This is a genomic window from Vibrio genomosp. F10 str. ZF-129 (assembly GCF_000287055.2).
Classification (GTDB): Bacteria; Pseudomonadota; Gammaproteobacteria; order Enterobacterales; family Vibrionaceae; genus Vibrio.
Genome location: NZ_AJYQ02000089.1, coordinates 131,470 through 148,846, shown reverse-complemented (window position 1 = coordinate 148,846; position 17,377 = coordinate 131,470). Strand labels below are relative to the sequence as shown.

Annotated in this window: 15 protein-coding genes and 1 tRNA gene; 12 read left to right on the top strand and 4 right to left on the bottom strand. The window is 42.0% G+C overall.

From position 1 onward, the window contains the following. Positions 1-2: 2 nt before the first annotated feature. The 3 genes from A1QO_RS09505 to A1QO_RS09495 are packed head-to-tail and all read left to right on the top strand — an operon-like array spanning position 3 to position 2,315. Positions 3-407, top strand: a complete 405-nt coding sequence (locus A1QO_RS09505; RefSeq protein WP_017039134.1) for an ExbD/TolR family protein — start codon at positions 3-5, stop codon at positions 405-407. 40 nt (positions 408-447) lie between these two features. Continuing rightward, positions 448-1,092 carry an energy transducer TonB gene (locus tag A1QO_RS09500; protein ID WP_017034211.1) on the top strand — a complete coding sequence of 215 codons (645 nt, stop codon included), beginning with the start codon at positions 448-450 and terminating at the stop codon, positions 1,090-1,092. Continuing rightward, a complete protein-coding gene (locus A1QO_RS09495) occupies positions 1,092-2,315 on the top strand; it encodes a tetratricopeptide repeat protein (protein ID WP_017041228.1) in 1,224 nt (407 codons plus the stop codon). The genes A1QO_RS09500 and A1QO_RS09495 overlap by 1 nt, the downstream gene beginning before the upstream one ends. 91 nt (positions 2,316-2,406) lie before the next feature. Here A1QO_RS09495 and A1QO_RS09490 read toward each other — a convergent pair whose 3' ends face one another. Continuing rightward, a complete protein-coding gene (locus tag A1QO_RS09490) occupies positions 2,407-2,631 on the bottom strand; it encodes a hypothetical protein (protein WP_017034213.1) in 225 nt (74 codons plus the stop codon). A 407-nt stretch (positions 2,632-3,038) separates the two neighbouring features. Between A1QO_RS09490 and A1QO_RS09485 the strand changes: the two genes are divergently transcribed. From A1QO_RS09485 to A1QO_RS09470, 4 genes are all read left to right on the top strand, one after another. After that, on the top strand, positions 3,039-4,658 hold the full coding sequence (locus A1QO_RS09485) for an ATP-binding protein (RefSeq protein ID WP_017039132.1): 1,620 nt from the start codon (positions 3,039-3,041) through the stop codon (positions 4,656-4,658). After that, positions 4,655-5,341: a response regulator gene (locus tag A1QO_RS09480; protein ID WP_017034215.1), complete on the top strand. Its 687-nt coding sequence runs from the start codon at positions 4,655-4,657 to the stop codon at positions 5,339-5,341. The genes A1QO_RS09485 and A1QO_RS09480 overlap by 4 nt, the downstream gene beginning before the upstream one ends. Positions 5,342-5,471: 130 nt before the next feature. Then, entirely contained in the window at positions 5,472-5,687 is a 216-nt protein-coding gene (locus A1QO_RS09475) for a hypothetical protein (protein WP_017034216.1), read from the top strand. A 27-nt stretch (positions 5,688-5,714) separates the two neighbouring features. Then, positions 5,715-6,689, top strand: coding sequence for a chemotaxis protein (locus A1QO_RS09470; protein WP_017034217.1), 975 nt, complete (start codon positions 5,715-5,717; stop codon positions 6,687-6,689). 164 nt (positions 6,690-6,853) lie between these two features. Here the strand turns inward: A1QO_RS09470 and A1QO_RS09465 are convergent, their stop codons facing one another. Beyond that, positions 6,854-7,039 (bottom strand): hypothetical protein, encoded by a 186-nt coding sequence (locus A1QO_RS09465; RefSeq protein ID WP_017034218.1) that lies wholly within the window; start codon positions 7,037-7,039, stop codon positions 6,854-6,856. 214 nt (positions 7,040-7,253) lie between these two features. On the opposite strand from A1QO_RS09465, the gene A1QO_RS09460 reads away from it, so the two are divergent. Then, positions 7,254-7,904, top strand: coding sequence for a DUF2726 domain-containing protein (locus A1QO_RS09460; RefSeq protein WP_017034219.1), 651 nt, complete (start codon positions 7,254-7,256; stop codon positions 7,902-7,904). 3 nt (positions 7,905-7,907) lie between these two features. Here the strand turns inward: A1QO_RS09460 and A1QO_RS09455 are convergent, their stop codons facing one another. Further along, positions 7,908-8,969 (bottom strand): GGDEF domain-containing protein, encoded by a 1,062-nt coding sequence (locus A1QO_RS09455; RefSeq protein WP_017034220.1) that lies wholly within the window; start codon positions 8,967-8,969, stop codon positions 7,908-7,910. Between the two features lie 499 nt (positions 8,970-9,468). On the opposite strand from A1QO_RS09455, the gene A1QO_RS09450 reads away from it, so the two are divergent. From A1QO_RS09450 to A1QO_RS09435, 4 genes are all read left to right on the top strand, one after another. Then, a tRNA-Val gene (locus A1QO_RS09450) sits at positions 9,469-9,545 on the top strand. Between the two features lie 518 nt (positions 9,546-10,063). Beyond that, positions 10,064-11,794: a DEAD/DEAH box helicase gene (locus A1QO_RS09445; protein ID WP_017041227.1), complete on the top strand. Its 1,731-nt coding sequence runs from the start codon at positions 10,064-10,066 to the stop codon at positions 11,792-11,794. Beyond that, positions 11,794-13,782, top strand: a complete 1,989-nt coding sequence (locus A1QO_RS09440) for a UvrD-helicase domain-containing protein (RefSeq protein ID WP_017034222.1) — start codon at positions 11,794-11,796, stop codon at positions 13,780-13,782. The genes A1QO_RS09445 and A1QO_RS09440 overlap by 1 nt, the downstream gene beginning before the upstream one ends. A 187-nt stretch (positions 13,783-13,969) precedes the next feature. Next, complete coding sequence (locus A1QO_RS09435; RefSeq protein ID WP_017041226.1) at positions 13,970-15,664, top strand: class I SAM-dependent methyltransferase; 1,695 nt, start codon at positions 13,970-13,972, stop codon at positions 15,662-15,664. A 294-nt stretch (positions 15,665-15,958) separates the two neighbouring features. Here A1QO_RS09435 and A1QO_RS09430 read toward each other — a convergent pair whose 3' ends face one another. Continuing rightward, complete coding sequence (locus tag A1QO_RS09430; protein ID WP_017041225.1) at positions 15,959-17,362, bottom strand: methyl-accepting chemotaxis protein; 1,404 nt, start codon at positions 17,360-17,362, stop codon at positions 15,959-15,961. Positions 17,363-17,377: the final 15 nt, after the last annotated feature.

The following is a 17,377-nucleotide window of genomic DNA, read 5'->3' as shown; positions in this document are numbered from 1 at the left end:
CAATGAGATTAGGCAGACGCCATGCAAAACAAGAGGATGCCCATATCGATATGACATCGATGCTAGATATTGTTTTCATCATGTTAATTTTCTTTATCGTAACCAGTTCATTTGTTCGAGAATCTGGTGTTGAGGTGAATCGTCCTCAAGCGTCTAGTGCGGTGAGCCAGAATAACGCGGGTGTGTTCATTGCGATTACATCAGCCAATGATATTTTCATCGACAAACGCCTTGTCGATATCGAGCGTGTACAGGCGACTTTAGAGCATCTTCTGATTGATAAGCACGACGCGTCATTGGTTATCCAAGCTGACGAGAGAGCCTACAACGGCACCGTTGTTAAAGTGATGGATGCGGCTAAAGGTGCTGGAATTCAAAGCATCGCACTGGCAGCTGAGAAACATTAATGGATTACGTTAATGGATAGATGTTGATGGAGAAACGTTAATGTTACGTCTTATCATGGCGACCCCGATTGCGTTGGTCGCGACTGTTGGGCTATTCAGTTTTATGGCGTGGATTGTTGCCCCAAAACATGCACCAGATACTCATCAAGTTTCCCCATTACGTTTTGATATGATCATGGTGGAGAGTGAATCAATCACAGAGCGAAGAAAGAGAACTGTACCGAAACCACCGGAGCCTATAGAGCCACCCCCTGCAACGGCTTTATCCAAACCCGTTACGCAGGCGGCCGCGGTATCTTCACTAGAAGCAACCAGCCTCTCGATTGAGATGCCCTCGATCGATTTGGCATCATCGGTTAAAGGCATTGAAATATCACTTCCTGCTCCCACGGCGGGGGAGTCAACGATGGATCAAAAGGCTATGCCGCTGCACCGGGTTGAACCAAACTATCCATCAAGAGCATTGCGAAGAGGCGTGGAAGGGCACGTCATCATGAACTTTTCGATAGATGAATTAGGGAAACCCTTTGATATTGTCGTGGTTGAGGGTAAGCCTCCAAGGCAATTTGAACGAGAAGCGGTTCAGGCGCTCAAGCGTTGGAAGTATCAACCGAAAATAGTGAACCAGGCGAGTGTTGTTCAGCATGGACAATCCGTCAAATTGGAATTTAGGCTTTCTCAATAATGCGTAAGATTAAGATAACCAGACGAATAACCCAAGTACTGGTGCGCTTTGTTATGCTGGTTGGGCTCGCAACCATCCAGCCAGCTTTTGCCAATCAATTAAGTCAGTACACAGCGCAGCGCGTGCAGCAGGCGCATGCCGATTCCCTAAATGGGAAGCTTGATGAAGCCATTTCACGTTTGGAATCTATCTCAACGTCACAAGAGTACGACCAAGCGTTCGTTGCGCGTATGTTGGGGGCTTTTTATTGGCAGAATGACCAGCCAGATAATGCGATTAATGCACTGAAATTTTCTGTAGACAGTGGCGTGCTCAGTAAAGCGCAACACGCAAGTGGCGTTCGAATGTTGGCTGACTTGTATTTGTCTGAGGGGCAATACAAGAAAGCAATCCATTACTACCATACTCTCGTGGAGACAGAGCAGACGAACCAACCAGAACGAGCGCTGATTTGGCTTCGTATAAGCCAATCTTATTACCAGTTAGAGCAGTGGGAAGACGTGCTGTCTTCTGTTGAAAGGTATCAGCGAAGCGGTGGAATTCTCGATGTTGCAGCTCTGTCTCTTCGCTTAGGTGCTCAATTGCAACGTGAGCGTTGGGATAACGCTTCAGAAACCTTAGAAAGGTTAGTAGAATTAGACCCTAACAATAGTCGCTGGTGGCAGCAGTGGGTAAGTGTCGAACTGCGAAAAGAGCGGGTCGATAATGCGTTAACGATTCTAACGCTGTCTAAGCTACAGGGTATTGAAACCAATTCACAACAGTTAACGCTACTTGCTCAACTTTACGCTAATCAAAACATGCCGGCTAAAGCGGCTGAAAGCCTTGCGCTTTTGGATGATGCTTTAACGAATGTGGATCACATTGTTAGACAAGCACAGTTTTTACAGCAAGCGAAACATTGGGAAGAATCCGTTCGGTATTGGCAATTAGCCGCAGAAATTGAAAAGCAGTACCATTGGCAAAAGAAGTACCATTGGAATGCCGCGCAATTGTTATTGAGCCAACGAGAATTTCAACGAGTACTCGATGAGATGAGTAATATTCCAAACGCTGATCTCAGTGTATCGATGCTGTCGGCAATGACTCAATCGGCATATCAATTATCGGAATTTGATCTAGCATTGACGTTTGCTATTCAAGCCGAGAAACAAGAGCCAACAGAAGAGCATAGTCAGTGGGTGAACTATCTTAACAATCGAATACACCAAAAGCCCAATTAGAAAAACAAAGGCCTTCCCCAAGAAGAGGAAGGCCTGCTTAAGTAGAGATCCAGTCACCAATGGAAATCAATAATAGAAATTGGTATGTCGATCATTTCATGGCGTGACAGCTAAACTCCGCTCTCCATAGCAGCTCTTTAGATTCCCTCATCGTACTCAGAACTTCCTCACCTGATAGTTGAGGATAAGCTTGCATTACTTTTACATCCCTGTTTTGTTCTAGCGATTGATACGCTCTAACATGGGTAAAAGTGGTATTTAAATTATTTGACAGCATGGATTTTGAAAGACAAATCCCAAAAACATCCTTTTTCATCACTCTTTCCTCTGAACTTATCCTAGCCGGATAACGTTTGTGCCATCGAAAGCAGAGTAAGAGTTATTGTAAGCTTTCGATGTCATGGTCACATTGTTCTTTTTGGGTTAATCGTACTTTTTCAGGTTAATCGCATCGAGTAAACCTCAATCAATTATACTCGCACTAATTGGTTTGTACAAAAAATAACCTAAATGTGGTTTGATTTAGATCAAAATTTTAAATGCATTTAGTTTTATATATATTGATACCCATGATTGAGTATTGTTTCTTTAGCTCAGAGGCTCACTTTCTCGCTTTGGTCAATCAATAGTTTTTCTAGCCGCTATCTTCACATATCTAGAGAGTATTCCATTACTATTGTTAAGTTAGTGTTATTTTTATCGATAATAGAAGGGAGTACCATCATGCAGTGGAGCAGAATTAGTTTTCGAAAAAGAATGCTAATTATCATGACATTATCGGGGTTGCTGGAGCTCCTTATTCTTGTTGCCGCGGGGTTTGTTTATATAAAGCATTCCCAAGAAGAGGAGATGGGGCTAAAAGCATTGGGTGTAGCCTCGTTTTTGGCTCAGTCTCCTTATGTCATTGAGGTTATCTCTGAACAAGGCATTGATAATCAATCTCGATTTCGTGACCTTACTACCATGATAGGTGCGGCGTTCATCGTCATTGGCGATAGAAATGGCATTCGATTGGTTCACCCGGTAGACGAGCGCATTGGTTTACCTATGAAAGGGGGAGACAACGATCGAGCTTTACAAAGTGGTGAGTCTTATATTTCATTTGCACAAGGCTCGCTAGGCTATTCTGTTCGGGGTAAATCTGCAGTTCTCGATGAGCAGGGAAATATCATTGGGGTCGTTTCTGTCGGCTATCTTATCGATAGGTTAGAAGATCGTATCGAGCCATTCTTAGCTTTCTTGTTACTTATGGCGCTTTTAGTTGTCATTGCTAATGCTATTATTTCAAGCTACATCTCTCGCCGCTTCCAACGAGCTATTCTTGGTTTTGAACCTGAAGAAATTGGACGTTTGTACGTTGAGCTCGACGTGACAATGAGTACCCTTAAAGAAGGGATTTTAGGCATAGATGCTAAAGGAAACCTAAGGTCAATCAATAAAAGTGCTTGTGACATTCTAGGTATCAATAAAGAGCGATCGCTGAATAAACCGTTAGCTTTAGTGTTGCCCGACAGTGACCTTGCGATTGTACTGGAAACGGGTGAAAGCGATCACGATATCGATATTTTCCTTAATAATCAGAGGTTAATTGCAAACCGTAGCCCAATTATTGTGGATGACGTTGTTGTGGGAGCCGTGTCGAGTTTTCGATTACGCGACGAAATTAATGAACTGAGTGAACAACTGTCTCAAACCAAAGCGTACGCTGAAATGCTGCGTTCACAGACTCATGAACACCGCAATAAACTGAATACGATCAGTGGGATGGTACAAATGGGTGAACTCGACTCGGTCCAAAAACTGATAGGGCAAGAAACCGCTCACTATCAAAGTTTGATTGAGTTTTTGCGAGAAACCATTCGAGATCCATTGATCGCCGGTATGTTGTTGGGAAAAACAGAGCGAGCAAGAGAGCTTGGTCTAGAGCTTGTCGTGGAAGAGGGATCAAGACTGGAAGCGCTTCCTGATCGAGTTAACGCCAGTGACGTCGTTACGATATTAGGTAACCTCATCGATAATGCTTTTGATGCCACTATGTCTGCTCTGGGAGAGTTTGAATTACAGGACCAAAATGACCGACGTAGCATTGAGGTCTCTGTGAGTGATTATGGTAGTGAAATCATATTGGAAGTAATAGACAAAGGCATAGGCTTCCCCAGCCATGTCACAAGAAATGAATTACTAAAAAAAGGTGTCTCTACGAAAGCGAGTCAAAATAGAGGGGTTGGCCTGCATTTAGTGAATCAACTGACACTAAAATATTTCGGTCAATTGGAAATGATGGAAAATACAGATTTTGGAACAAGAATGACGGTTTATCTGCCGAAGGATGAAAAGAGATGAATGAGCAAACCCGAGTTATGATCATTGAAGATGATATAGCGATTGCTGAACTTCATCATCGATATCTCTCACAAATGGATGGATTTGAAGTGGTCGGTATTGCGACCTCTCAAGCTGAAGCAGAACTTCAGTTAGGGTTATTGAAGCCTGATCTCGTGCTGCTTGATGTGTATTTACCTGATGGTACTGGCTTAGATATTTTGAACAGTGTTCGAGGCAGTAATCAAGGTTGTGACGTAATTTTAATCACGGCCGCTCGAGATGTGGATACGTTGCAACAAGCAATGCGTGGAGGCGTAGTCGATTACTTACTCAAGCCGGTTATGTTTCCTCGTCTCGAAGCCGCACTTAAAAAATATCATGTACAGAAAAGTGAACTCAGTAACGCCGATGATTTGAATCAAAACTTAGTCGATAAAATGCTGCAATCTTCGAACACGACGGAAAACAGTGCCCAACGACTGCCAAAAGGTATCGATAGTGTTACGTTAGACAAAATTAGAAATTTGTTTTTGCAACCCGCGAGTTTAACGGCGGATGAAGCCGGTGAAAGTATCGGAGCAAGCCGAACCACGGCTAGACGCTATCTTGAATACTTGATCAGCTCCGGAGAATTAGAAGCAGACCTAAACTATGGAACAGTGGGAAGGCCAGAACGTTGCTATAAAAAACTCATGCGATAATCAACTTTGTTCGACATAGATTTCTAACGATCAAACGATGTTAGAGTAGCAGTATTAGGAACGTTTAATTTTGAGCCGACGATGAGAGAATATGGCGAAAGGTTGGATGTCATGAGCAGGGTCAAAGTGGATGATTTCGACATCGTCTGTTCCATTTAATCGGTATCATTTACCGCTGAGTATTGCAATTTGCGTATTGAAAGAAGGCGAGCTTTATTATGCTTTCAACAAAGATGTCGATACAAACCTTATTGATGAGTTGCAACAAGCTATTGATAAGGTTAAAACTAGTATTAATGACAGTGGTATTAACCAATACGATGCTATTATTAATAAATACCAATAATTCTACTTTGAAGACAGATGTGACAGCATGAGCCAGAGCAGCAGTACAATTTTAACTGAGAGTGGTACCAATGAACTTGAAATTATTGAGTTTCATTTGGAAAAGCAGTTGCCTGATGGGAGCACTAAAACGTGCTACTACGGGATAAACGTTGCGAAAGTACGTGAAGTAATTCAAGTGCCCGATACCACAGACTACCCTAACGCCCAGCCTCATATGGTTGGTGTTTTTTCTTCCCGCGATATATTGACGCCCTTGGTTGATCTAGCCGGTTGGTTAGGTGTACCCACGAAAGCTGAATTAGAGAAAAAGTTTGTCATAGTGACTGACTTTAATCGCATGACCAATGGCTTCCTTATTGACAGTATCAGCCGTATTCATCGTATTTCATGGAATGATGTTGAGTCTCCGAGTCAGTTTTTAGAAGCTGGCGAGCAAGATTGCGTGGTGGCTGTGGTCAGAAAAGACGGTAATCTGATCATGATTTTGGATTTTGAAAAAATCATCGCGGACATTAACCCTGAGCTTAGTATGGAAAAATACGATGTGACGGTTGATCGCTCGGTCGATTTGAACCAGAAAATTGTCACCAAGCGTAACGCTAAGACTATCATGGTCGTTGATGACTCAGCGTTTATTCGTAGTCTTATTCAAGATACCCTTGGATCGTCTGGGTACAATATTATTGCGTGTAAAGATGGCGGAGAAGCCCACGAAAAATTGATGGAGATAGCGCAAGTTGCGGCGAGTGAAAATATCTCTGTCGATGAGCTTATCAATGCGGTGGTTACTGATGTAGAAATGCCAAGAATGGATGGTATGCATTTAGTTAAACGTTTGAGAGAAACACCGGCTTATTCGGCAACACCTATTGTCATGTTTTCCTCTCTAATGAGCGAAGACAACCGCTCTAAAGCCCTGGCATTAGGCGCAAATGATACGATAACCAAACCAGAGATTGGTAAAATGGTCTCTATGATGGATAAATACGTATTTTCGTAGCGGTATAACAGTGCACAAGGGTTGTCGCTCTAAAAGGGTTTAATTGTAGAAAACATAAACCAAGCACAATGAATCTGTGTTCTACCTATCGGTCTAAGTAAGTGTGATTGGTATTACCTGAAAGAGCCCTATACATTTTATGCATAGGGCTTTGTTATGTGGGGTTATGTTCCTATGCCCTTTAGTAAAGAGATCAGTTCAGCTTCGGTCTTGGGTTCTTTCGACAAGATGAGTTCAGGAGAACTTCCACCTTTCAATACGTAAGCTCTTGTGGTGCAGTGATCGTAGTGATACCAGTAACCATCGACACAGACATCCGTGTAGCAACGAGGATCTTGTTTCAATTCCATAATAAATTTAACCCTTACACTTGTGTAACAATTAATACGATAATTGATCACAATTAAGTGGGGAATGATACAGATCAAATAAGACATACATTCAGTGATTTTCATGAAAACAAGAAGTATTGCTGATCTCCCATTATTAGCAACATAAATGGCACTTTCAGCCAACTTCGTTTATTAATTAATAAGTTAACCGTATTTGAGAGTTTAAGTAGCAATGGAAAATATTTTCATAGTTGTCGTACTTTTGGTTGTGTTTTTTGTTTTTGTACAAAAGCGACTAGTAAAAAATGAGAGCATAAAAGACAGTGCCTATAAGCGTAAAGGGGCAATCCTTAGCGTGCAAGAAAGTGCGGTATACAATGCATTGGTCGCAGCCGTCGGTGAACATGGTATCGTTTTAGCTAAAGTGAATCTGTCTAATGTTTTAACGCCTGTCGCGACAGATAAAAAGAATTGGTTTGTCGCTAATAATCGTATCGCAAAGAGTTACTTCGATTTTGTTATCTGTGATCCTCGCTCTCTAGAGGTTCGAGTAGCGATTGAACTGGATAATGGCCGAGAACTCGATAAAGGGAAAGTGGACCGTCAGAAGCTACTTATGCATGTCTGTCAGTCTGCGAGTATTCCATTGATAGGCACCTCGATTAAACACAGCTATCAGGTCGGTCGATTAAGACGTTTGCTAGCCGCACACATAGATTTGATTGAACCAGACAAGGAAATCCGTTTTTGCAAAAAATGCGGAAGCCCAATGGTCGTGAAAGTGGCTAACCAAGGGGAGTTTAAAGGTCGCCGCTTTTTTACGTGTAGCCGCCAGCCGCAGTGTACTTATACTGAAAACTATAATGTGGTTTTTGAGGATTAAGGATTAATCAAGCTTGGCCGCGAGTGGTACGGAAGATAACGCACTGTGTTTTTGCTCGGAGCACACCATCACCTGATTACGGCCATTTTTCTTCGCACGATATAATTCGACATCCGCCTTCTTAAGGACATCTTCTAGCCTGACAACTGGGTTACACTCGCAAACACCGATGCTAACCGTTACCTTAATGGAAGGAAGCAAAGCAGTAAACGAATGCGACGCTACTTTTTCTCTAATTGCTTCAGCATAACGCTCCGCTTGAAACAAGTCAGTGTGGGGGAGTGTTAAGCAAAACTCTTCTCCGCCAATTCTAAACACCTGAGACTCCCCAATCGTATCCCTAAGCAGTTTAGCCACTTCAATGAGAACTTTATCGCCAGTAGAATGACCAAAACGATCATTAACTTGCTTAAAGAAGTCAATGTCTAGTATGAGTAAGCTTAGTGGGGCATTGGCGGCTCGTTGCAGGCTAGGAAACTGGTAGGTCAAAGCTAGGCGGTTATAAGTGTTCGTTAGTGAATCCTTTGATGCGAGCAAGGACAACTTTGTCTCTGCCTTTTTCCTATTTGATTCAAATATATGAGCGGTGACCCAAACGGCGAGATAACAAGCGGTAACATTAAGTACGAGCATGCTGTTGCTGGATGCCGACTCAAAACTGGATTTTGTTGTAATGATTGCAGTTTGAATCAGAAAAAACACCACGGTGCTTATGCAACCTTGCTTGGTTCCTAATAGAAGATAAAAGAAAACGGGAACAAAGCTGCCCCACACAAAAATCGCGTTTTCAAAGGGCAATATGGACGTGGCTAAGCTAATAATGAACGCTAGCATAGAGGTGAAAACAATAATTGAACGGTATGAGTGACGAAACTGCTTTGCTAAGAAAAAGAGGTAAAATGAGTAAAAAGAAAAAACCAAGTGGCAGCTAGCTAGAAGAATTTCATTATAAATGAAAAAGTTATAAGCACCAAAGATCAAAGATCCAAACGCCAGTACTAAGCTAAGCCAAGTGAGTACAACAGCGCGAAGCTTATGTGAGTTGCTTAACGCATCCACGTCCATGAAGGTTCCTAGCAGTTTTATCTTTATTCGATCGAATCTGAATGATAGTTACTTTAAAGGTATATGCAATTAGTATTGGAATGTATATCACATTTTTGTGACGTGTATTGAAATGCATTCATTCTGCTAAGCAGAAAGGGTGATTTGCAATTGGATTTATATCTATGTGCAAGAAAAATAACACGAAAAATGAACAAAACTGAGCAGAAACTGTGTACCTCACTGATCCTGATATTTCTTGTCCATTAGTAAATCCGCGATTGTTTTGCCAATGTGGAACAATTTAAGCTTCAGATTCATTGACGATAACAAAGGTCGACGGCATGAGAGTGACGAGATGTTAATCAACTTGCTGAGTAAGTAGGCAAACGAACGTGTTTGCGATAAAAAATACGATATCACAGTTGACGCATGCCAAATGAATAGTTAATATCTTCCTCGTTCTCAAGGCAAAGGTTAGTTCAAGTAACATCTTGATTAACATTGATTTGTGAAGCATGCCCGCTTAGCTCAGTTGGTTAGAGTACTTGCATGACATGCAAGGTGTCACTGGTTCGAGTCCAGTAGCGGGCACCACATTATACGAAAGAGCCCACCTAGTGTGGGCTTTTTTGTGTCTTAAATTCCTTGGTTTATCAGGCTCTTAGCCATTTATGGGTCCCAAGAGATCCCATGATGTGTTGTAAAATCCACCGTTTAAAGTCACCTCTGAAGTAGTCTTTTAAATATTGAGCTGTTTCGAGGTTACTTCAGAGGTTCGGATGTAGTGGCATAGTTGCTTAGGACATAGAGAACTTGAAATTCTGATTTATCGATGAATGTTCAATAATTATAAATAAGGGGCTGCACAATTTAGATTCGTATTGTTGTAATACATTGAATAGCCACCGTATTACTAAATGATAAATAGCCTTTTTGCACAGTTGTACAATGAAATACAGTAAATTTAAGTGATGATCTGCGTCTAGTAAGAGATGTAACTAACAGTTTGGGAAGTGGGTAGTTGACGTGATGACCGTTCAAAAAATAAGGTAATATTATTCGTATTGATGAATATTCTCATTTTTGAGTACAGATTCACGTTGGTAGGCTAGATGGAACTCACTCCTGTATTAAAAGAACTGCAAGCTTTTGTGTATGCAGAACACGACGCTGGCATAGAAAATCTTCTAGAAACTTGGAAGAAACCTTTAAAAGAAAAACTATTAAAAGGCGAAACTCAACGAATAGAGTCAGTAAGGTATTCCGGCTCTAATCATCTGGAAGTCGTATTAGGCGATAACGAATCACGCTTTAGAGAAGGCGACATGATTTGCTTGCACCTTGGTGAACCAAGTGATCATAAGGTCTTTGACCAAGTAACGATTGAGGCTGAAAGCGAGGGAGAGTGGCTGCTCAAAGTCAAAGTAGATCAAAGCTTACTTCCACAACTAAGTGAAGGTTGTTATGCCGACCCCGCAGGCATGGACTTGAAACCGTTTTATGATAAAGCTTTGGCTGATGTAGCAACATCGAAAGTCGGCAGAGACGTACTGCTTCCTATGCTTTCCGGACAATTAAATACAGAAGCGATTTATGATGAAGATTTTGATGAAGCTGCTGATTATGCCGAATCTCGTGGGTTAAATGAAAAGCAGAGTGATGCTGTCGGGATTGGTGTCGCATCTAAATACTTAGCGTGTATTCAAGGCCCTCCTGGAACGGGTAAAACAAAAGTTATTAGTATTATCGCTAAGCTTCTTGTCGAGGCAGGACAGAGAGTTTTCATGACTTCTCATACCCATATGGCGATTAATAATGCACTCAACAAAATTGTAGAGGAAGGGGTTCCTGTTGCAAAAATTTGTGCGAGTGGCGGTAAGAAATCACTGAGTGACAAGGTTAAGCATTTTGAATACGCATCAAAATGGGAAGATATACCGGATACCGGGTATGTGATTGGTGCAACACCTTTTGCTACCTGTAGTGAGCGGCTTGAAAGCTTTACATTTGACACTATTATTTTTGACGAAGCCAGCCAAATTACCGTTCCATTGGCGTTAATGGCAATGAGAAAAGGGTGTCGATTTGTATTCGTTGGGGATCATAAGCAGCTTCCTCCTGTGATACTTTCTCAATCCGTTTTTGAGGACAGTTCGGCTTTCTCTAAGATGATTCTTGGCAATGAAAAGGTTTCGGTAATGTTAAGCCAAACTTATCGCATGTCTCCAGCCCTAACTGAATGGCCTAGTAACTGTTATTACAAGGGCGAATTAGAATCGAAAAGATCACCAACGCTGTCATCGTTTTCTCTACCTAAAAAACCTCACAAGTATTCCGATATCCTTTCTAACGATCGACCTTCTGTATTTGTTAAAACTCCAGGGATCAATGCTCGAAGTGTAAATAGAAAAGAAGCGGCGTTAGTGGCCGATTTGATAACCGCGGCTGTTGAAGCGGGTTTATCTGCTGAAGAGATAGGTGTCGTTACACCGTTCCGGGGTCATGCTAGAGCTTTAAAGTCTTGTCTTCAGGATAAGTTGGGGATATTTGGAGCGAAATTAGTCGTAACGGATACCGTGGAAAGGATGCAAGGCCAAGAGCGGGAAATGATTATAGTTTCATTCTGCTCCTCAGATCCGCAATACATTAGCGCTATCGCTGAATTCTTTTTCCAAGCAGAACGTCTCAATGTCGCCATTACTAGACCCCAGACTAAGTTGGTTATTGTAGGCCCCGAAATACCAGAAGGCATGTTGCAACAGGTGGATGATCCTAAGGTGCGGAAAAACATTGAAGATTATAAATCGCTGGTTCGTCACTGCTATAAGGTGGAAGTAGATTAATGGCACATATAGATACGATTACAGGCTTAGATCGCAAGCATCGACGTCATTTCAAAAAGGTATTCAATAAACTCAATGACGAATTTTTTATTCGTGAGTCATTATTAGAGGCTTTACAAGTTGCTCCTTGTATTATTGAGGGGCCTTGCAATAGTTGGGTGTTTGTTGGAGTCCATTCAGAGAAACCAGATAGTATTAGTCTTTCTAAATTGTTGAAGTTTAATGAGTCGATGTTGACGTTAGGTTTGAAGCCTATTCAGTATCTAGCTGTCGTCGATAATATGATTGTGGAAGAAGAAATTACTTTCCAAATTGACGGTTCTCTCCAAGTTAATAGTTCTTTCTCTGATTATGTACAAATAATTGAGAATAAAACGTTTATTGAGCGTGGTGAAAAGCTAATCCACGCCGCACTAACCGAGTTCACAATCGACTCACATTCACGAATCAAGCGCACGTTTTTTCCAGAGTCGGTTATTCCCGCGCAGTGTAGTACTCGTCGAGGAAAAGCCTCCGTAGACAATACCGCAAAGCTGCTCCCATTTTTTTTAGATTACGATCAAGAATTGGCTACCAGGCTAGACATGGTAGAGTCTGTTGATTCTGAAGAAGAAGATCAGGAAGACATTTCTGTAAGGTTGATAAATGGGGTTGCGGGCAGTGGAAAAACCCTGATTTTGATTAATCGAGCAGCTCTATATTGCAAGAAATACCCTGAAAAAAAGGTGCTTCTTGCGATACATAATAAACCAGTGACAGAAGATATTAAATACAGGTTCGAAACTTGGCTTAAAGGTAAACCAGATAATCTTGAAATTGCCACCTTTCACTCGTTTGCATTAAAGCAGTACAGAAAAAGCTATCAGCGTGTTACGCCAGTATTTGGCGATGCGCATATGAAAGAAGAAAAGAAGACCGTTTTAAGTGATAAAAATGAAGCTTACACGCAACTATCGTTAACAGATGAGCAGATTTGGTCCGAATTAGAGTACATCAATGACTATTTGATTAAAGACAAAGAAGAGTACTTGGAATTCGATCGACAAGGTCGTGGGTTTGCACTACAAAAAAGTCAGCGAGAACATATTTGGCAGCTATATATTGATTTTTCTGCTCAGTTGTCGTCGGTTAAGAAATACCTACCGAGTTTATATATCAAGGAAGTGGCTCTATCAGACAAACCTCTTGAACAGTTTGATCACATACTGCTTGATGAGGCTCAATTCTTCGCGCCATCTTGGTTACAATTAATTAAACGCTCATTGACGCCGGGGGGACAATTATTTATTTGTGCTGATCCTAACCAAGGTTTCTTAAAAAGCCGTTTAAGTTGGAAGAGCGTAGGTTTGAATGTTCGAGGGCGCACTAAGCGCTTGAATCATTCTTACAGAACGACTTATGAAATAATGGTCGCTGCGAACGCTCTGCTCGATGATCTAGAAGGAAACCCCGAAGATTACGTGAAGCCTGACTATGAAAAAATGGCAAGAGGACACAAACCTCAAATTATATATTCTCGAAATGCTCAAGATGAGAAAAAGAGGTTCCTGAACGAACTCGCAGTACTGGTCCAGTCGGGAACAGTCGCTCTTCATCAGATCATGGTTTTATGCAGCCCAGAGTATAATCCATGGGCGCTAAAGCAAGACATTGAAAAACGAATTGGTTCAAATAAGGTCATTAACTACAACAACTCCAAAGAATTAGCGGATAACGTAGGCAGCAAAATTAGACTACTTAATATTAATAGTTGTACGGGTATGGAGTCTGGTACGGTGTTTGTTCTTGGTTGTGGTCAAATAATTAACCAGCCTAAGAATCTAGAGTTGAGCGATTCGGAAAGAGAGGAAGTATTGCAAGAATCAATGCGTAAACTTTATGTGGCAATGACTAGAGCTGGGCAAAAGTTAGTAGTTTTCAGCACTGAAGAGTTTCCAGTTAGCGTTGAAAAACATATTGAAATTACGGGGAAGGTCGCTCAAGTTTAGAACTAAGCCCTAAAATGTTAGAGTATTAAGAGTTGGGAAAAGTACCGCCTAGAGCAAATTGAACGTATCTAATTGGCTATCATTTAGCATGATCCACCTCTCACAAGGTCATTCAAATCTAATGCTTTCTCGCACTATGCAACCAAGCCATATATCATCAAGGTAAGTTTCAGTCTTGGTTGGATATATGTCTATAACAATCTCTTTTTACGACAACAATGCACAGCAGTGCTTCGAGCAATACACTGCGACGAATTTCGAGTCTGTGCATGGTTCGTGGAAAGCATTCTGGCCGTTGTCGAAAGACAGAGTCTTGGATGTTGGCGCTGGAATTGGCCGAGATGCTCTTTGGATGGAAGAGCAACATTGCGATGTTTTTGCTGTTGAGCCCGCAGAAGCGATGCGCAAGATAGGGCAAGAGCATACTGGGACCAATGTTACATGGATCGATGATTCACTCCCTTCGCTGAACAAAGTGATTAACTTGGGTTTTCGCTTTGATCTTATTCTAGTGAGCGCAGTGTGGATGCACGTCGCGCCTTCGCATCGTGAACGTGCTTTTCGAAAACTTTCGAATTTGTTGGCACCGAATGGTCGGCTAGTCATTTCACTAAGGCATGGTGATTTTAATGACACCCGCCAATCATATAAGGTTAGTGCAGAAGAACTAGAGCAACTGGCAAAAGACTCTGCGTTAATTGTTCGACATGTGTCATCGATGAATTCAGACGCATTGAATCGAGACGATGTAACGTGGCAAACGGTGGTGATGAGCTTGCCTGATGATGGCTCTGGCGATCTGACGAAAATTCGACATATTGTGGTTAATGACAATAAAGCGGCAACCTACAAACTCGCGCTACTTCGCACCCTGTTGCGGATTGCCGATGCTCACTCTGGTTCTGTGGTCGACAGAACCGATGGCAAAGTAGCTATTCCACTCGGTCTCGTGGCGTTGTACTGGATCCGCCAGTTTAAGCGCTTGATCGATATTGGTGATATCCAACAAAACAGCAATCCAAATAAGGGGTTAGGTTTCATAAAGCCAGATGGTTGGCACAAGCTAAAACATATTGGCGTTGACGATTTAGCAGTAGGTTCCATTTTCGTCGGTGATGAGGCTAAAGCGCTTCAAGAAACGTTTAAAGATACACTCGATACCATCATCCAAAATCCTGTGAAATTCACTTACATCGGTGATAAACAGAATTGTGTATTTTCTGTTACTCGTAAGACAAAGCGTAAGAAGAAAAACATCGTGTTAGACCGAGGTTTCTTTGAAAGCTATGGTTATTTTATTCTTGATGAGAGTTTATGGGAGTGCTTGCGTTTATTCCATTCGTGGATTGAACCTCTTGTGGTTAACCAGTGGGTGATGGAGATGCAAAAGTATAGTCGCAATCAAGCACGTAATATTTCTTTGCAGACTTACTATGATTATTTAGTTTGGGTAGAGAAAGATCACGATACTCGTGCTGTTCGCAAACGAGTAGACCAAATTACTCAGCAACAAGGCAGAGTCGAGAGTGTTTGGAGTGGTCAAAAGTTGCAGTCAACGTATCAAATCGATCACTGTTTGCCTTTTGTATATTGGCCCAATAACGATAGATGGAATTTGTTGCCTTCTACAGCGGCAGAAAACAACAAAAAGAGCAATCGTGTTCCTAGCCAACAGCGTTTGCAGGATTCGAAAACTCGAATTGTAGAGTGGTGGACAATGGCTTGGTTGGGAACGGCGAGTGAGGATCGTTTTTTCCAAGAAGCATGCTTATCTTTGCCTAATGTTTCGCCGCAATGCCGTGATTTCGAAGAAGTGTTTGAGGCGATGAATTTGCAAATTAGAGGCGTCAAAAGCCGCTTACTAATCAACGAATGGCTATAATCTTTCGAACAGGCCACACAGTATTTTCTGAGTCGTAATTTTAATCCTCTTGAGAGGCTCCTTTGGTTGGCAGTAGGCGCGGCGTACTTACTCGAACAGCCAGTAGTAGGAAAAATAGGATCAAACTTTTCCCTATTGCTCATTTTGTAGGAGTGGTCTAGTTTGACTAACGCCATTACTGGTGGACAAATGCAAAGGTGGGGGCAATGGAGTCACTGCCTAGACTACAAGCTAAGAAATAAGGATGGCTAGGCGAGTCACACGATTCGCCTAGTGAGTTAGTTTTTACTGGGCTTATGCTTTTAGTCCAGTAAGAAGGTTCTCCATATTATTACTTTGTTGACGCAGCTGTTCAATATTACCCGTAGTAGAGCTGATCAGTTTACAAACGTTATCGGCCTGGGTTCTAACTTCCTCAACGCTTGAAGCAATATTATCGGCGACTGCGCCTTGCTGCTCTGCGGCAGTGGCTATTTGAATACTGGAATTAGAGATCGACTGATTTCGGTCGGCAAGATCCCCAATTTCTTGATTGACTTCAGCCATCAGGCTCTGGCCTTCTTCCGCATTGTGCACGGTTACGTTCATCAACTTAGTCAATGACTGGCTGTTTTTTTGCAGAGCTTCTATCATCGACTGGATCTCAACAGTCGCTTGCTGAGTACGCCCAGCTAACGCTCGTACTTCATCAGCCACTACCGCAAACCCACGGCCTTGTTCACCAGCACGAGCGGCTTCAATGGCTGCATTCAGCGCAAGAAGATTGGTTTGTTCAGAAATACCGTTAATGGCCATGACCACTTCGTCGATTTTAGCTGCATTGGAATCTAACTCCTCAACGGCTTCTGAGGCTGAGCGAACTTCGTTAGCAAGGTTAGAAATAGAGCTAAGGGTATTTGAAACCTTTCCTTGTCCTTGCTGCGCGACGCTTTGAGCTTCTTCCGTCTGGTTACTGGAATCCTGAGCTAAGCTTGCCACCTCTCGAATAGAACACGCCATCTCTTCGGTAGCGCTCGCCAAAGAGTTTAAGTGTTCTTGCTGAACATTCGATAATTCTGAGCTTTGCTGAGTTGACTGGTTTAAATCTGAGCTGATTTGTTGCATCAATGCAATTGACTCTTGAATGGATGCCACCATTTTTTGCTCTCGATCAGCCAATTTGTCTATGGTGATCGCGATGGTACTGAACTCATCGCGTACCAGAAAAAAATTCATACGTTGAGTGAGATCACCATCTGCCAACGTCGATAGTGCTTTATTCATTGTGAACATAGCACCACCGATGAACGTCATGATGTAATAAACACCGATAGCCATAACGAGTATGGTCAGGGCAATAAGTCCAATTTGTAAGGTGCTCATTGAGTTCCAAATATTCACATCATGCGATGCAGCGAGAGAATAGGCGCCGTTTAGAACACGAATGGAGCCTTCACCTGAACCGAATGAAATACTTTCTGAGCTCGCGATGATTTGATCTATTTGCTGCTTAGACAGGTTTCCTTCTTCGATGAAGCTTTTCATCAAAACAAGCTCTTCCTGATAAAGGTTATCGAGCATTGTGTCTGAAGCATTGTCTAAAACAAGCGTTAGGATACCAAGAGCAAGTAACGGGAGAATCAAAAGTAGGTAGAATTTTTCTTGAATTTTTAAGTGGATGAGATATTTATCGATCCATCGAAAAGCAGTTTCTTTCATAATAGTAATATCCAA